Consider the following 13,700-nt stretch of genomic DNA (forward strand, 5'->3'; position numbering starts at 1 on the left):
GTCGTCAGACGGCGAGGTCGTCGAGCATGCGCCGCAGCCGCTTGACCGAGACCGGCCGGGACGTCCCGAGGTTCTGCGCCACGACGCTCACGCGCAGCTCCTCGAGCGCCCAGCGCACCTCCTCGACGTCGGCAGCGTGCCGACGCAGGTCGCCGAGCCCGTCGGTCCGGTCGTGGAACTCGGCCTCGAGCTCCTGCACGCGCAGCAGCTGCTCGTTCGCAGGAGTGGCCAGCCGACGCCGTGCCGCCTCGAGGTAGACGTGCAGACGCCGCACCTGGCCGACCCCGAGCTCGCGGACGAACCCCGGGTGGACGAGCCAGCTGAGCTGCACCCGCACGTCCTCCGCGGCCTCGCCCGGACCCTGGGGCTGCACCTGGGCGAGCTTCTCGAGGGCGCGCAGCACGTCGCGGAGCACCGCGGCGGTCGCGTCGTGCACCTCGGACCGGGCCTTCTCGCGCAGCGCCGCGAACGCGGCCTCGTCCCACACCGGGCCACCGTGCCGGGTCACCAGGTCGTCGAGTGCCGCGAGGCGGCAGTCGTCGAGCACGGCCGCGGCGTCCCGGTACGGGGAGGAGGCGAGCAACAGCTTCTGGCGAAGGTCGAGGGTGCGACCGAGCGACGGCGTGGTCGTGGGTGTGCCCAGGGCCAGCAGCCGTGCCTGGGCGCGCACCATGGCCACGTGCTGCTCTGCCTCGGTGTCGAGCACCGTGAGCGTCACCGAGGCACCGGCGTCGACCAGCGCGGGGTAGCCAGTCACCTGGCCCGCGGGAACGGTGCGCTCGATCGTGCCGACGTCCCACGACGTGATGCCCGTGCGCTCGGCCGCGGCGGCCACCTGCTCGAGGTCGCGACGCACGACGTCGCTCAGCTCGGCCCGCAGCGCCTCCAGGTCACGACCCCGCGCGATCTCGGCGCCGTCGTCGACCACGCGGAACGTGACCAGCAGGTGCTCGGGGACGGCTGAGAGGTCGAAGTCGTCGGGCGTGACGAGGGTGCCCGTGCGCTGCCGGATGCCGCGCACCAGCTGCTCCAGGAGCGGGCCACCCGAGGGGTCCAGCACCTCGACCAGCGCAGCGGCGTGGTCCGGGACCGGCACGAGCTCGCGGCGCAGACGCTTCGGCAACGAGCGGACGAGCGCGACCACCAGCTCGTCGCGGTGTCCGGGCACGTTCCACAGGAACTCGGCCGGGTCCACCGACAGCAGCGCGTCGACCGGGACGTCGACGATCACGCCGTCGGTGTCGCTGCCGGGCTCGAAGGCGTAGGACACCTGGTACTCGGCCGACTGCGACGTCCACGTGGTGGGGAAGTCCCGCTCCAGGTCGCCGACGTCGGCCAGGAGCGAGTCCGGGTCGAGGTCGAGCAGGTCCGGGGTCTCGCGCGAGGTCTTCTTCCACCACGCGTCGAAGTGCCGCACCGAGACGACGTCGGCCGGGACCCGTTCGTCGTAGAACGCGAAGAGGGTCTCGTCGTCGACCCGCAGCCCACGTCGCCGCACGCGGTCCTCGACGGCCTCCGCGGCCTCGATGCGCTCGGCGTTGCGCTTCACGAACCCGTGATGCGTGCGCCACTCGCCCTGCACCAGCGCGTGCCGGACGAACAGCTCGCGCGCCAGGACCGGGTCGTGGCGACCGAGGGGGACCAGCCGATCGACGACGAGCGGGATCCCGTAGAGAGTGACCCGCTCCTTGGCCATGGCCGCACCGCGGCGTGCCGACCAGTGCGGCTCCGCGTACTGGCGCTTGACCAGGTGCGGTGCGGCCTTCTCCACCCACTCCGGCTCGACGCGGGCCACGGTGCGCCCCCACAGACGTCCGGTCTCGACCAACTCGCCGGCCACCACCCAGCGCGGAGGCTTGCGCGCGAGCGCGGAGCCTGGGAACACCATGAAGCGTGCGCCGCGTGCGCCGAGGAACTCCTTGGAGTCCTCCTGACGCACGCCCACGTGGGACAGCAGGCCGGTGAGCAGGGCACGGTGCACGTCGGCGGGGTCGGCGCCCACCTTCCCGGGCTTCATCCCGAGGTCGCGGACGGTGCGGCGCAGCTGGGCGTGCACGTCCTGCCACTCGCGGATCCGCAGGTAGTGCAGCAGCTCGTCGCGGCACAGGCGCCGGAACGCGCTGCTGCTGAGCTCGTCACGTCGCTCGCGCACGTACTCCCAGAGCACGAGCCAGGACAGGAAGTCCGAGTCGGGGCTGCGGAAGCGGGCGTGCAGCTGGTCGGCCCGTGCCTGGTGCTCGGCCGGTCGCTCGCGCGGGTCCTGGATGGACAGTCCGGCGACGATCACCAGCACGTCGGCGAGGCAGCCCTGGCGGTCCGCGGCCAGGAGCATGCGTGCCATGCGAGGGTCGGTCGGCAGGCGCGACATCGTCCGCCCGAGCCGTGACAGGCGCGGGCGTCCGTCCCGGCCCTCCTGCAGCGCGCCGAGCTCGGCCAGCAGCGCGCGTCCGTCCCCGACGGCACGGCGGTCCGGCGGGTCGAGGAACGGGAAGTCCTCGACGTCGCCGAGGTCGAGGGCGGCCATCTGCAGCAGGACGGATGCGAGGTTGGTGCGCAGGATCTCCGGGTCGGTGTACTCGGGCCGCCCGTCGTGGTCGTCCTCGGCGTAGAGCCGGATGCAGATGCCGTCCGCCACACGACCGCACCGTCCGGCGCGCTGGGCCGCGCTGGCCCGCGAGACCGGCTCGATCGGCAGCCGCTGGACCTTCAGCCGCTGGCTGTAGCGGGAGATGCGGGCGTAGCCGGTGTCGACCACGTAGCGGATGCCCGGCACCGTCAGCGACGTCTCCGCCACGTTCGTCGCCAGCACGATGCGACGCCCCGGGTGCGAGGCGAAGATCTTGGCCTGGTCCTGGGCCGCCAGCCGCCCGTAGAGCGGCAGGATCTCCGTCTGGCGCCAGCGCAGACCCTCGAGGTGCGCCGCGGCGTCGCGGATCTCGCGCTCCCCGGACAGGAAGACCAGCACGTCGCCCTCGCGGGGGAGCTCGGAGATGGCCGCGGTGATCCCGTCGAGCATGCCGTCGTCGGGATCGGTGAGGGGGCGGTACCGCACCTCCACCGGGTACGTGCGGCCACTGACCTCGACGACCGGTGCGTCGTCGAACATCGCCGAGAACCGACCGACGTCGATCGTCGCCGAGGTGACCACGACCTTCAGGTCGGGACGACGGGGGAGCAGCTGCTTGAGGTACCCCAGCAGGAAGTCGATGGCGAGGCTGCGCTCGTGGGCCTCGTCGACGATGACGGTGTCGTAGCGGCGCAGGTCACGGTCGTGGTGGATCTCGCTCAGCAGCAGGCCGTCCGTGACCAGCCGGATCTGCGTCTCGCCGCTCGTGCGGTCGTCGAACCGGACGGCGTAGCCCACCTCCTGGCCCAGCTCGACCTCGCACTCCTGCGCGATGCGGGCCGCCACCGAGCGGGCCGCGATCCGTCGGGGCTGCGTGTGCACGATGCGTTCGCGGCCGAGGAGCCGCGCGATCTTCGGCAGCTGCGTGGTCTTGCCCGACCCGGTCTCCCCGGCGACGACCACGACCTGGTGGTCACGCAGGGCCTGGGCGATGTCGTCGGCCCGGTCCGCGATCGGCAGGCCGGGAGCGACCTCGATCTTCATCCCCCCGCCCATCAACGGAGTCCCAGCCGGTCGCCGAGCAGCAGGACACCGACGAAGGCGAACACGTCGAGCAGCGTGTGGGCGACCACGAGGGGCGCGAGGCGGCGGGTCCGGTGGTACCAGTAGCCGAACACCAGTCCCATGACGAGGTTGCCGAGGCCCTGGCCGAAGCCCTGGTAGAGGTGGTAGCTGCCGCGGATCACGGCGCTCGTCCAGATGACGGCCCAGGGGCCCCAGCCGAGCTGGCGGAGCCGGGTGAAGAGGTAGCCGACCATGACGACCTCCTCCAGCACGCCGTTCTGGAAGGCGGCCAGGACGAGCACGATCGCCGTCCACCAGTACACGTTCTCGGGGACGGTGAGCACCTCGGCGGTCACGCCCAGCGCACGTCCTGCCAGGTAGAGCCCGATGCCGGGGAGCCCGATGACGGCCGTCAGGCCGATGCCCTCGGCCACCACGCGACGTCGGCTGCTGCCGGTGAGCCCCAGCCTGCGCAGCACGCCCGGGCCGTCACCGGCGAGCAGGAAGAGGGCGAGCGCGACGGGGACGAGCGCGAAGCCGATCCCGAGCAGCTGGTAGGTCACGTCCAGCCACTCGCGGTCGCTGCGCGAGGAGTTGAGGGTGGCGGTCGCGTCGCGCAGCGGCCCGCGGGTCAGGGCGGCCACCAGGCTGAGCACCGCGTACACCGCGGACTGTCCGAGGGACAGCCCCAGGACCAGCCAGACCTCGGCCCGGATGCGCGAGCGGCCCGGGGTGTGCGCCGCGGTCACAGGTCGTCGGTGGCGAAGGTGTCGCACTGGTTGGCGGTACCGCCCTCGTAGCCCCGCAGGAACCAGCGCTGGCGCTGCTCGCTCGAGCCGTGCGTCCAGGAGTCGGGGTTCACCGTGGCGCCCGAGGACTGCTGGATGTGGTCGTCACCGACGGCGGCAGCGGCCGACAGCGCCGACCGGACGTCGGCCTGCGTGAGTGGCTTCAGCAGGGTGTTGCCGTCCGCGTCCTCGGTGGTCGCGGCGTGGTGGGCCCACACCCCGGCGAGGCAGTCGGCCATGAGCTCGACCCGCACCCCGCCACCGGTCGCTCCGCTGCCCTCCTGCGCGCGTCCGAGCAGGCCGAGGACGTGCTGCACGTGGTGGCCGTACTCGTGCGCCACCACGTACTCCTGCGCCAGCGCGCCGTCGTCGGCCCCGAAGCGGCTCGAGAGCAGCTCGAAGAAGGTCGCGTCCATGTAGACGCGCTCGTCGGACGGGCAGTAGAACGGCCCCGTCTGGTTCGAGGCGGTGCCGCACGCGGACTGCGTGCTCCCGGAGTAGATGACCGTCTGCGCCGCTCGGTACTGACGGCCGACGTCGGCGGGGAGGGCGTCGTTCCAGTAGTCCTGGACGCTGTTGACGGTGCCGATGATCCGGCAGGTGTCGTCGCGGTTGGCGTCGGCGCCGGTCCGGCACTGGCTGAAGTCCTCGGTGGACTCCTCGCCCTGGGCGGCGACCTGGCTGGTGTCGAACGGGTTGCTCGACCCTCCCGTGACGCTGCTCAGGTCGACGCCGAAGAAGAGACCGATGAGCAGGACGACGATGCCGCCGACACCCCCGCCGATGACCGCCCCGCCGCGGGCCCGGCCCCCGGTGACCTGGCTGGTGTCGAGGCGAGCGCCCTCGTTGAAGCTCATGGCAGAAGTCTACGCAGCGTGATCAGCGACTCGGCGCTCTCGACCGGCCGACGCCCTCGCGCTCACCTACGCTCGGCCCGTGAGCACCTCCCTGACCGACCCCACCGGACCTGCGTTGTCGTCGGACCCCGCTGCCGACGAGGAGCGCCGTCGTGGCCTGCGCCGGATGCGGGTCGTCGCGACGTCGCTGCTCGTGGTCGCCGCGATCGTGTTCCTGCTGACGCGGGAGCGCGGCGGCGCGTGGGGCTACGTGAACGCCGCGTCCGAGGCGGCCATGGTCGGCGCGATCGCCGACTGGTTCGCCGTCACGGCGCTGTTCCGTCACCCGTTGGGGCTGCCGATCCCGCACACGGCGATCATCCCGCGACGCAAGGCGTCGCTCGGGGCCAGCCTGCAGGAGTTCGTCACGGAGAACTTCCTGCGCCCGGAGGTCGTCAAGGAACGACTCGAGTCCGCCGAGCTGACCCGACGCACGGGTGTCTGGCTGGCCGACGGCGACCACGCGGCCCGGCTCGTGCGCGAGGGGTCGAAGATCACGGCCCACGCCCTCACCCGCGTGCGACCGGAGGACGTGGCCGCGCTCGTGGAGGAGGCGATCATCCCGCGTCTCGTCGAGGAGCCGCTCGCGCCGGTCGCCGGCAAGCTGCTGGGTGACGTCCTGGCCGAGCGCGCCCACGTGGGCATGGTCGACCTCGTCCTCGACGAGCTGCACGCGTGGCTGCTCGACAACGCCGACGAGGTGAGCGCGCTCGTGGGGGAGCGGGCACCGTGGTGGACCCCGCAGTGGGTCGACGAGCGCGTGGGCGCCCGCCTGCACCTCGAGGCCGTCTCCTGGGTGAGCGAGATCCGCAGCCAGCCCGACCACCGCGCCCGCCGCGCGTTGGACGGCTGGCTCGGCCGCCTCGCCGACGACCTGGAGGACGACGCCGAGACCCAGCAGAAGTTCGAGCGGCTCAAGACCCGCATGCTCAACCAGCCGCAGGTCACCCGCACGGGCGTCGCCGTGTGGGACGCCCTGCGTCGCGCCCTCATCGACACGCTGCAGGACGAGGAGGGGATGCTGCGGCGCCGCGCTCTGCAGGAGCTGCAGAACCTCGCCGTCCGCCTCCAGGAGGACGAGGCCCTCCAGGCACGCGGCGACCGGGTCGTCTCCGAGGCCGTCGCCTACATGGTCGACCACTACGGAGGCGAGGTCGCGACGATCATCTCCGCCACCGTCGACCGCTGGGACGGTGACGAGACGGCCCGCAAGGTCGAGCTGCACGTGGGTCGCGACCTGCAGTTCATCCGGATCAACGGCACCGTCGTCGGCGGTCTCGCGGGCCTGGTCATCCACACGGTCTCCCACCTCGTCTGAGCGGGGGTGGGGGTGCTGGGCGCTCACGGACCGGCTGGTACAGTTCCTGACTGCACCACGGATCCTCAGGGTCCACGTCCGGGTGGCGGAATTGGTAGACGCGCTAGCTTGAGGTGCTAGTGGCCCGATAGGGCTGTGGGGGTTCAAGTCCCCCCTCGGACACGTTGAAGGGACCGGCCCACTGGGCCGGTCCCTTCGTCGTTCCGCATCCGCCCGGCGCAGACGGCGACCTCAGTGCTTGAACGGGTTGAACGTCCTGCCCAGGACGTACTGGAGGCGGAACGGCACCGGCCGCATGCCGTGGGAGAGGACCTTGTTGACAAGGCCGGGCACGCACACGGGCTTGCCTGCGTTGACCGACGCCCACCCCGCGCGCACGACGGCCTCGGGCTCCTGCCAGAGGACGGACGGAAGCGCGGAGGCGGCCTCCGCGCTTCCCATCGTCTGGTGGAACTCGCTGTGGGTGAACCCGGGACAGAGCGCCGTGACGTGGACGCCGAAGGGCTTGAGCTCCATGTCCAGCGCCTGGGACATGTCGAGGACGTAGCTCTTGATGCCGGTGTAGAGCAGGCTCTCGCCGGGCGGGGCGAAGGCCGCGAGGGAGGACAGGTTGACGATCCGACCCCAGCGCCGCTGCTTCATGCCCGGGACGACGAGGTGCGTCAGCTCGGTCACGGCGGTCACCATCACCTGGAGCTCGGCAGCCAGCGAGTCCCACGGGGTCTCGGCGAAGGCGGTGCTGCCCGACATGCCGGCGTTGTTGACAAGGACGTCGACGACGAGTCCCCGGTCCTCGACGAACGCCATGATCGCCCTTGGAGCGCCCGGGTCGCTCAGGTCCGCGGCGAGGACCTCGCAGCGCACGCCGTGGGCGTCGGTGAGCTCCTGGGCGAGCTCGTCGAGCCTGTCCTTGCGTCGGGCGACGAGGACGAGGTCCAGACCCTCGGCCGCGAGGGTGCGGGCGTAGGTGGCACCGATGCCGGCGGATGCTCCGGTGACGAGTGCGGTACGGGTGGGAACGGTCATGAGGTCTCCTTCGAGCGGGTCGGCGTCGGGGGTACGTGACGCAGGAGGAAGGCGAGCTGGTCCGAGACGACCGTCTCGAACAGGGGCTCGACGTAGGGATCGAAGTGGCCGCCGTCGTAGACGTGGACGGTGGACCGTCGGATCGTGGCCGCGGCCCGCTCCGCGACACGTCGGGGAGTGATCGCGTCCTGCGAGACGATCTGGACGAGCGCCGGGCACTCGATGCCGGCCGCCCAGCGGCGAGGTGAGTACGCGCCGATGCTCAAAGCGATGCGTGCCGCGACCGTTCGGGGATAGGCGTCCTCCGACAGGCCGGACTCGTGCACGAGCCGGAGCATCCCGGCGTAGGCGTCGGGGGAGGTCATCATCGCGGTGCGGCCCGGGACGTCGACGCTCGCGATGTAGACGGGGTCGCGGCCCAGTCGAGCACCGACGACGTCGCGGACGCCCGGCACGACGGCACGTAGGGCGGCGCGCAGCCCGGTCGACCTGACAGCGGCGGGGCCACTGACGTGGGGGACCTGGGCGATGATCGCCGCCAGAGGCTCTCCCTGCCCGGCGATGGTGATGACGTGGCCACCGGCGAAGGAGGTGCCCCACGCCACGACGCGACTGCGATCGACTCCGTCGAGGGACCTGGCGTGCCCGAGGGCCGCCCGCCAGTCCTGGTGCTGCATGGCGATGTCCAGCACCTGTCGTGGCTCGCCGTCGCTCTCACCGAAGCCGCGGTAGTCGAAGACCACGACGACGTACCCGGCTGCGACGAAGCGCTCGGCGTAGGCGTAGAGCCGGAGCGCACGCACCGACCCGAACCCGTGGGCCATCACCACGACGGGACGCTCCTGCGGAGCGCCGGAGGGTCGGTACACCCGAGCGGCACAGCGGGTGCCGGAGGAGTCGAACCACTCCTCCGATGTCGTGAAGGCGTCGCTGGACGCGACCATGGTGGGCTCCTCGTCTGCGGCGGCTGCTGTCTTGAACAACGATCAAGAACGTACTTGGTTCTTGAACGGCGTGCAAGATACAGTGACGCATGCCTCGGAACCGCCGCCCCCGTGATCGCGAGGAGAAGTCCACCGAGATCGTCGTGGCAGCAGCGACGCTGTTCGCCGACGACGGGTTCGAGAACACGTCGATGGCCAAGGTCGCCCGTGCCGCCGGGGTCACCACCACGACCATCTACTGGTACTTCGAGGACAAGGACGCCCTCCTGGTGGCGGTCCTCGACCATCTCCTGGGGCAGGCGCTCCAGGGCGCGGAGGAGCACGTCGAGCAGCCTTTGACCGATCGGCTCCTGTGGGTCGTCGAGCGCCTCACCAGGCAGAGTCGGCTGGTGACGACCGTGCACTCGCTGGCCACCTCGTCCCCGAGGGTCGAGGCGTGGCACTCCGCTTTCCACGAGCTGACGGACGCCATCCTCGCCGACGGGTTGCGGCACGCAGGCGTTCCCGAGACCCAAGTGCCCGCGATGACGCGTCTGGGGGTCTTCGCCGTCGAGGGACTGCTCATGCATCCGCTGCCGGTCGAGGAGCAGCGCGCCGTCCTCGACGCGTTCTCGAACGGACACCGAGGTCGCTGAGCTCCGGTACCGTCGCGTCGGCGCCGCGGGTCCGGGCTCAGCCCTCGGACCGGGAGCGGATCTCGCTGCGCCGATCGACGATCTCGGCGGCCACCTCGCTGAGCTTGACGTTGCGGCCCTGGGAGAGACGCGTGAGGTAGGCGAACGCGGACTCGGCGTCGATGTCGAAGACCGTCATCAGGACTCCCTGGGCCTGTCCGATGGTGGTGCGGTTGTCGACGGCGCGCATGAGGTGGGCGCGCTCCTGCGCCGCGGCGAGGGCGACGGACGCGTGGGCCCCGAGGACGCTGAGGGCGTCCACGTCGCTGGTGCTGAAGGCGTCGCGGCGCCGGGCGTACACGTTCAAGGAGCCGTAGCGCCGGTCGCCGACGGCCAGGCGCACGCTCAGGGAGCTGGAGTAGCCGCGGTCCTCGGCGTAGACACCCCACTGCGGCCACCGGGGGTCGTGGGCCGCGTCGCCGGTGAAGAGGACGGAGGTGTCGGTGCGCACCACGTCGAGGCACGGTCCCTCGTCCAGCTCGGCCTGTCGGGCGTGCGCCTCGTTCACGACGCGTGAGGTGCTGACCGGAGTCTCGATCCGTCCGCGCGCTCGCAGGAGCAGGATGCCCGAGTCGTCGGCGTCCACGGCCCGACAGGCGTACTGCCCGATGCTCTCGAGAGCCTCCGTGTCGGTCTGCGGACTCAGCTCCACCGCCATCGTGGAGAAGAGCTGCTGGAGTTCCATGGTGTCGACCTCCGCTGGCTGGGTCCAGGGCACCGGGCCCGGCGCCTGGAGGGCGCCCACGAGCGCGGGCACCACCGGGCACGTACCCGGTGAGGACCGGAACTCACGGTGCCGATCGCAGGAGCCTCGTCGCCTACACCGACAGCGCGCGGACGTCCTGGCTGATCCCCTCGTCGGTGGTGCGCAGGAACACGACGTGGCCGAACTCGAGGTGGGACCAGTCGTCCTCGCCGTCGGTCAGGGGCTCGGAGGCGAAGATGGCCGACGTCGCCTCCTCGGGCGAGTACTGCCCGAACCCGTAGGTCCCGGCATCGTGCTCGAAGTCGCGTCCCGCCGACAGGTACATCGGCTCCAGCAGCATCGACAGCGCGAAGTCGTCGGTACCCGGTCCGGCCTTGCGCAGCTCGCGCCAGTCGCCCTCGGGCGCGGTCTCGCCCTGGTGCCCGAGCCCGGCGTTGACGCCGATGATGCGTCCGGGCGCGACGAGCGCCATCTTCAGCTTGGTCAGAGCCGGGAGGTCGAGGGTCTCCATCGCCTTGGCCACGAGCCGCAGCAGCTCCTCCACCGCGAGCTGCACGCCGTCGTCGCTGTCCTCCTTCAGGAGGGAGAGCAGCAGGACGTACAGGAACTCCGTGTCGGTGGTCCCGCGCATCTGGCTGAGGAACTCGTCCTTGCAGTGCTGCAGCAGTTCACGCTGCAGGAGCTGCCAGCCCGGCAGGTCGCCGTTCTGGGCGATGATCCACGGGGCGCCGTCGAACGAGAAGGGATGGCAGTTCTCGTCGGCCAGCACGCAGCTCGCGTCGTAGTTGGCGGCCCGCACGTGGGCCAGCAGCGTGCTGGCCTGCAGGCTGGGGACGATGCCGGGCGCGTTGTCGTCGTAGAACGCCGCCATCGGCCGGTGGTAGAGCAGGGGCTCGTCGGGCTTCAGCAGGTGCTCGCTCCAGATGCCGAACCCCCACCCGGCCAGCTGGAGCTGCGGGTGACGCTCCGGGTCGAGCGACTGGTTGACCAGACTGTTCTCCGGCGTGAGCAGCAGGCTCTCGACGGGGACCTCCGGCCCGATGTAGGCGAGAACTCGGCACATGGGCGTCCCTCACTGGTGGTCGGCTCCGGCGAGAGGTCGCCGCGGATGCGGCGCGTCCGATCGGGCGCGAGCCTCCGAGCCTACGGCTCGGAGCAGATCCTGCACGTCGCTGCGCGCCGCACGCACGAGCGCCCCTGGCGACCGTGGTCGTCAGGGGCGCCCGCGCTCGCGCTCAGTCCTGCGTGCGCTCGTCCTTCTTGGCCTCGACGAGGTCGTCCAGCACCTCGGCGTCGGCGTGCGCCTCGGTGGCGGCCTCCTTGGCCTTCTTCGCCTCGTCCAGGCCGGCCTTGGCCTTCGTCCGGGCCGCCTTCTTCTTGGCCTCCGCCGCGGTGGCGACACGCTTCTTGCGCTGCTCGACGGTCTCGGTGCGGCGCGCGGCGACCTCGTCGGCGGCGACCTTCTTCTCCGACGCCTTGGCCTGGGCCTTCCGTGTGGCCTGCTGCTTGCCCTGCTCCTCCGCCTTCGTCGCCTCGGTGGCGCCGGTGGCGACGCGCTCGGCGGCCGCCTGACGCTTCCGCTCGGCCTCGCGGCGACCGTCTGCGGCGACGCGCTCGGCCGCCGCGCGACGCTCGTCGGCCTGCTTCTGGAGGCGGGCGGCCTCGACGAGGGCGTCGACCCGCTCGATGCGGGCGGTCCCGCGCGCGGCGAGGGCGTCGTGGTGCAGGAGCGTCCCGGCCGCGCGGTCAGCGGTGCCGATCGTGCGGTCCACCGTCAGGCGAACGGCCGACGACTCCGGCAGGCGCGACGTCAGTCCCCGGTCGATCACGGTGAGGGGCAGTCGTGCTGCTGCGTAGGGCAGGGCGATGAGGGTGCTGATCATGGTCATCCTTGGCTCGGGTCCTGGTCGCGCAGCTGCGCGGCCTGTCGTGCGGCGGCGTCGGCCTCGCGCTCGAGACGCGCTCGGTCCTCGGCGGCCTGACGCTCGGTGGTGGCGGCGTCGGCGGCCAGCGCCTCGGCGTCGCCCACGGCCGTCTCGGCCAGGTCCTCGGCGCGCTGCTCGGCGGCCTGACGCCCGACCGCCTCCTGCTGCGCCGCCTCGTGCTCGGCGGCGACGTGCTGCTCCTGGCGCTCACGGTCGACGGCACGCTGGGCGGCGTCGGCCTGGTCGTTCGCGGCCTCCTGGTGCGCCGCAGCCTCGTGGTTCGTCTCCCGGAGCTCGCGAGCGGCCTCCTCGCGCTTGGCGTCGGCGACGGCCTTCTCGGCCACGGCGTCCTTGCGGTGGGCGGCCTCGGCCTGCTGGAGCTGGCCCTCCTCGGCGAGGTCGTCACGGCCCGTCACCGCACCGACGACCTCCTTGGCCTTGCCGGCGATGTTGTCCAGCAGGCCCTCGCGGGCCTCGGCTGCTGTGTCGTCCTTGTCGTGGGTCATGGGGACGACGTGCCCACCCCGCCCCGAACCATGCAGTCCTTCACGTGTGACCTCGCACTCAGGGCCGCCGGGACGGGCTCAGGGGATGATCCGGGCCTCGCGGTAGCGCTCGAGGTGGTGGAAGAAGCTCTCACGGGTGTCACGGAACCCCAGGAAGCCGGCCGCGCGGCTCTTGTTCATGTCGGTCACGCACTCGATCGAGCGTCCCAGGTCGCCGTCGGTGTGCCACCAGGAGGCCACACGGCCGAGGTCGGGCTCCGCCAGGCCGTGCTTCTCCGCGAGGTCGCGCCATGCGTCCTCCATGCCGGCCATGGCCACCTCCAGCGGGCGCGGCTCGACCTCGAAGCCCTCCCACGGGACGCCGAAGTGCTCCGCGATGCGCGGCCACAGGGTCCGCCACCGGAAGACGTCACCGTTGGCGATGTTGAACGCCTGGTCCCGACCCGCGTCGTGGGTCGCCGCCCAGACGATCTGCTCCGCGAGCAGGTCCGCGTCGGTCACGTCGGTGAGACCGTCCCACTGCTGCTGCGACCCGGGGAAGACGAAGGTCAGCCCCAGCTCGCGGCACAAGGCGGCGTAGGCCGCGACCGTGAGCGTGAGGTTCATGGCGTTGCCGGTGGCGAAGCCGAGGACGGTGTGCGAGCGGTGGACGCTCCACGTGAAGCCGTCGCGCTCGGCCGCCGCGAAGAGCTCGTCCTCCTGGGCGTAGTAGAAGTTGGGGTGGTCCAGGCGCGGCTCCTCCTCGCGGAAGGGGGTGTCCGGGACCTCGCCCGTCCCGTAGGCCTCGAACGGGCCGAGGTAGTGCTTGAGCCCCGTCATGAGGGCCACGTGCTGCACGGAGCCGGACGGCGCGAGGGCAGCCAGCAGGTGTCGCACGGCACCCGCGTTCACCCGGATGTTCTCCTCCTCGGTGTCCTGTCGCGTCCACGCCGTGATGGCGACGAGCTGCGGGTCGACGCCCTCCAGCGCTCGCACCAGGCCGTCGGGATCGCCGAGGTCGGCAGCCACCGGCGTGACGCCGTCGGGCGCACGGCCACTGCGCGAGAGGCCGAAGGTCTGCCAGCCATCGGCCGCCAGCGTCGCGGCGAGGGTCTGGCCGACGATGCCGGAGGCACCGACGACGAGGGCACGGCGGGCAGGAGCGTCAGTGGTCACGGAGATCCTTCGGTGGGGGAGGACCCGACGCGGAGGCGGACGGGCCCATCGCCATCGTGCGTGGTCGCTCCACACGGCGCGCGTCGTCCGCTCCGGACGCGGCGCGTCGACCCTCCCGGACCGAGAGGGTC

Annotated in this window: 12 protein-coding genes and 1 tRNA gene; 3 read left to right on the top strand and 10 right to left on the bottom strand. The window is 71.9% G+C overall.

Features of this window, described 5'->3' with window-relative positions; translation table 11 throughout:
- Positions 1-4: 4 nt before the first annotated feature.
- The 3 genes from hrpA to ASF38_RS15885 are packed head-to-tail and all read right to left on the bottom strand — an operon-like array spanning position 5 to position 5,276.
- Positions 5-3,610 (bottom strand): ATP-dependent RNA helicase HrpA, encoded by a 3,606-nt coding sequence (gene hrpA, locus ASF38_RS15875; protein ID WP_056577328.1) that lies wholly within the window; start codon positions 3,608-3,610, stop codon positions 5-7.
- A gap of 11 nt (positions 3,611-3,621) precedes the next feature.
- Complete coding sequence (locus tag ASF38_RS15880; protein WP_055968129.1) at positions 3,622-4,380, bottom strand: CPBP family intramembrane glutamic endopeptidase; 759 nt, start codon at positions 4,378-4,380, stop codon at positions 3,622-3,624.
- Positions 4,377-5,276, bottom strand: coding sequence for a neutral zinc metallopeptidase (locus tag ASF38_RS15885; protein WP_055968133.1), 900 nt, complete (start codon positions 5,274-5,276; stop codon positions 4,377-4,379). The genes ASF38_RS15880 and ASF38_RS15885 overlap by 4 nt, the downstream gene beginning before the upstream one ends.
- A 79-nt stretch (positions 5,277-5,355) precedes the next feature.
- Between ASF38_RS15885 and ASF38_RS15890 the strand changes: the two genes are divergently transcribed.
- Positions 5,356-6,633 (top strand): DUF445 domain-containing protein, encoded by a 1,278-nt coding sequence (locus tag ASF38_RS15890; RefSeq protein WP_056577331.1) that lies wholly within the window; start codon positions 5,356-5,358, stop codon positions 6,631-6,633.
- 76 nt (positions 6,634-6,709) lie between these two features.
- Positions 6,710-6,795: transfer RNA gene (locus ASF38_RS15895), tRNA-Leu, on the top strand.
- 69 nt (positions 6,796-6,864) lie between these two features.
- Here the strand turns inward: ASF38_RS15895 and ASF38_RS15900 are convergent.
- Together ASF38_RS15900 and ASF38_RS15905 are read right to left on the bottom strand one after the other, a co-directional pair.
- The gene (locus tag ASF38_RS15900) at positions 6,865-7,659 is read right to left on the bottom strand and encodes an SDR family oxidoreductase (RefSeq protein ID WP_056577334.1); all 795 of its coding nucleotides are present in this window, start codon (positions 7,657-7,659) and stop codon (positions 6,865-6,867) included.
- Positions 7,656-8,603 (bottom strand): alpha/beta hydrolase, encoded by a 948-nt coding sequence (locus tag ASF38_RS15905; protein WP_056554596.1) that lies wholly within the window; start codon positions 8,601-8,603, stop codon positions 7,656-7,658. The genes ASF38_RS15900 and ASF38_RS15905 overlap by 4 nt, the downstream gene beginning before the upstream one ends.
- 89 nt (positions 8,604-8,692) lie before the next feature.
- Here ASF38_RS15905 and ASF38_RS15910 point away from each other — a divergent pair, with 89 nt between their 5' ends.
- On the top strand, positions 8,693-9,238 hold the full coding sequence (locus ASF38_RS15910) for a TetR/AcrR family transcriptional regulator (protein WP_055968147.1): 546 nt from the start codon (positions 8,693-8,695) through the stop codon (positions 9,236-9,238).
- A gap of 37 nt (positions 9,239-9,275) precedes the next feature.
- On the opposite strand, the gene ASF38_RS15915 is transcribed toward ASF38_RS15910, so the two are convergent.
- The 5 genes from ASF38_RS15915 to ASF38_RS15935 all read right to left on the bottom strand — a co-directional run bounded on the left by ASF38_RS15915 (position 9,276) and on the right by ASF38_RS15935 (position 13,569).
- On the bottom strand, positions 9,276-9,962 hold the full coding sequence (locus tag ASF38_RS15915) for a GAF and ANTAR domain-containing protein (protein WP_156364789.1): 687 nt from the start codon (positions 9,960-9,962) through the stop codon (positions 9,276-9,278).
- Between the two features lie 133 nt (positions 9,963-10,095).
- Positions 10,096-11,046, bottom strand: coding sequence for a class II glutamine amidotransferase (locus ASF38_RS15920; protein ID WP_055968154.1), 951 nt, complete (start codon positions 11,044-11,046; stop codon positions 10,096-10,098).
- A 172-nt stretch (positions 11,047-11,218) separates the two neighbouring features.
- The gene (locus ASF38_RS15925; protein WP_055968157.1) at positions 11,219-11,866 is read right to left on the bottom strand and encodes a hypothetical protein; all 648 of its coding nucleotides are present in this window, start codon (positions 11,864-11,866) and stop codon (positions 11,219-11,221) included.
- A 2-nt stretch (positions 11,867-11,868) separates the two neighbouring features.
- Positions 11,869-12,414 carry a hypothetical protein gene (locus tag ASF38_RS15930; protein WP_055968160.1) on the bottom strand — a complete coding sequence of 182 codons (546 nt, stop codon included), beginning with the start codon at positions 12,412-12,414 and terminating at the stop codon, positions 11,869-11,871.
- A 78-nt stretch (positions 12,415-12,492) separates the two neighbouring features.
- Positions 12,493-13,569: an SDR family oxidoreductase gene (locus ASF38_RS15935; RefSeq protein WP_055968163.1), complete on the bottom strand. Its 1,077-nt coding sequence runs from the start codon at positions 13,567-13,569 to the stop codon at positions 12,493-12,495.
- Between the last annotated feature and the right edge of the window lie 131 nt (positions 13,570-13,700).

Source organism: Aeromicrobium sp. Leaf272 (assembly GCF_001422865.1).
In the GTDB taxonomy this organism is placed as follows: domain Bacteria; phylum Actinomycetota; class Actinomycetes; order Propionibacteriales; family Nocardioidaceae; genus Aeromicrobium.

What these genes read in the sequence shown, in the direction of transcription:
- ASF38_RS15900 (WP_056577334.1), bottom strand. Translation starts at nt 7,659, where the DNA reads ATGACCGTTCCCACCCGTACCGCACTCGTCACCGGAGCATCCGCCGGC.
- ASF38_RS15920 (WP_055968154.1), bottom strand. Translation starts at nt 11,046, where the DNA reads ATGTGCCGAGTTCTCGCCTACATCGGGCCGGAGGTCCCCGTCGAGAGC.
- ASF38_RS15905 (WP_056554596.1), bottom strand. Translation starts at nt 8,603, where the DNA reads ATGGTCGCGTCCAGCGACGCCTTCACGACATCGGAGGAGTGGTTCGAC.
- ASF38_RS15930 (WP_055968160.1), bottom strand. Translation starts at nt 12,414, where the DNA reads ATGACCCACGACAAGGACGACACAGCAGCCGAGGCCCGCGAGGGCCTG.
- ASF38_RS15910 (WP_055968147.1), top strand. Translation starts at nt 8,693, where the DNA reads ATGCCTCGGAACCGCCGCCCCCGTGATCGCGAGGAGAAGTCCACCGAG.
- hrpA (WP_056577328.1), bottom strand. Translation starts at nt 3,610, where the DNA reads ATGAAGATCGAGGTCGCTCCCGGCCTGCCGATCGCGGACCGGGCCGAC.
- ASF38_RS15915 (WP_156364789.1), bottom strand. Translation starts at nt 9,962, where the DNA reads ATGGAACTCCAGCAGCTCTTCTCCACGATGGCGGTGGAGCTGAGTCCG.
- ASF38_RS15925 (WP_055968157.1), bottom strand. Translation starts at nt 11,866, where the DNA reads ATGATCAGCACCCTCATCGCCCTGCCCTACGCAGCAGCACGACTGCCC.
- ASF38_RS15885 (WP_055968133.1), bottom strand. Translation starts at nt 5,276, where the DNA reads ATGAGCTTCAACGAGGGCGCTCGCCTCGACACCAGCCAGGTCACCGGG.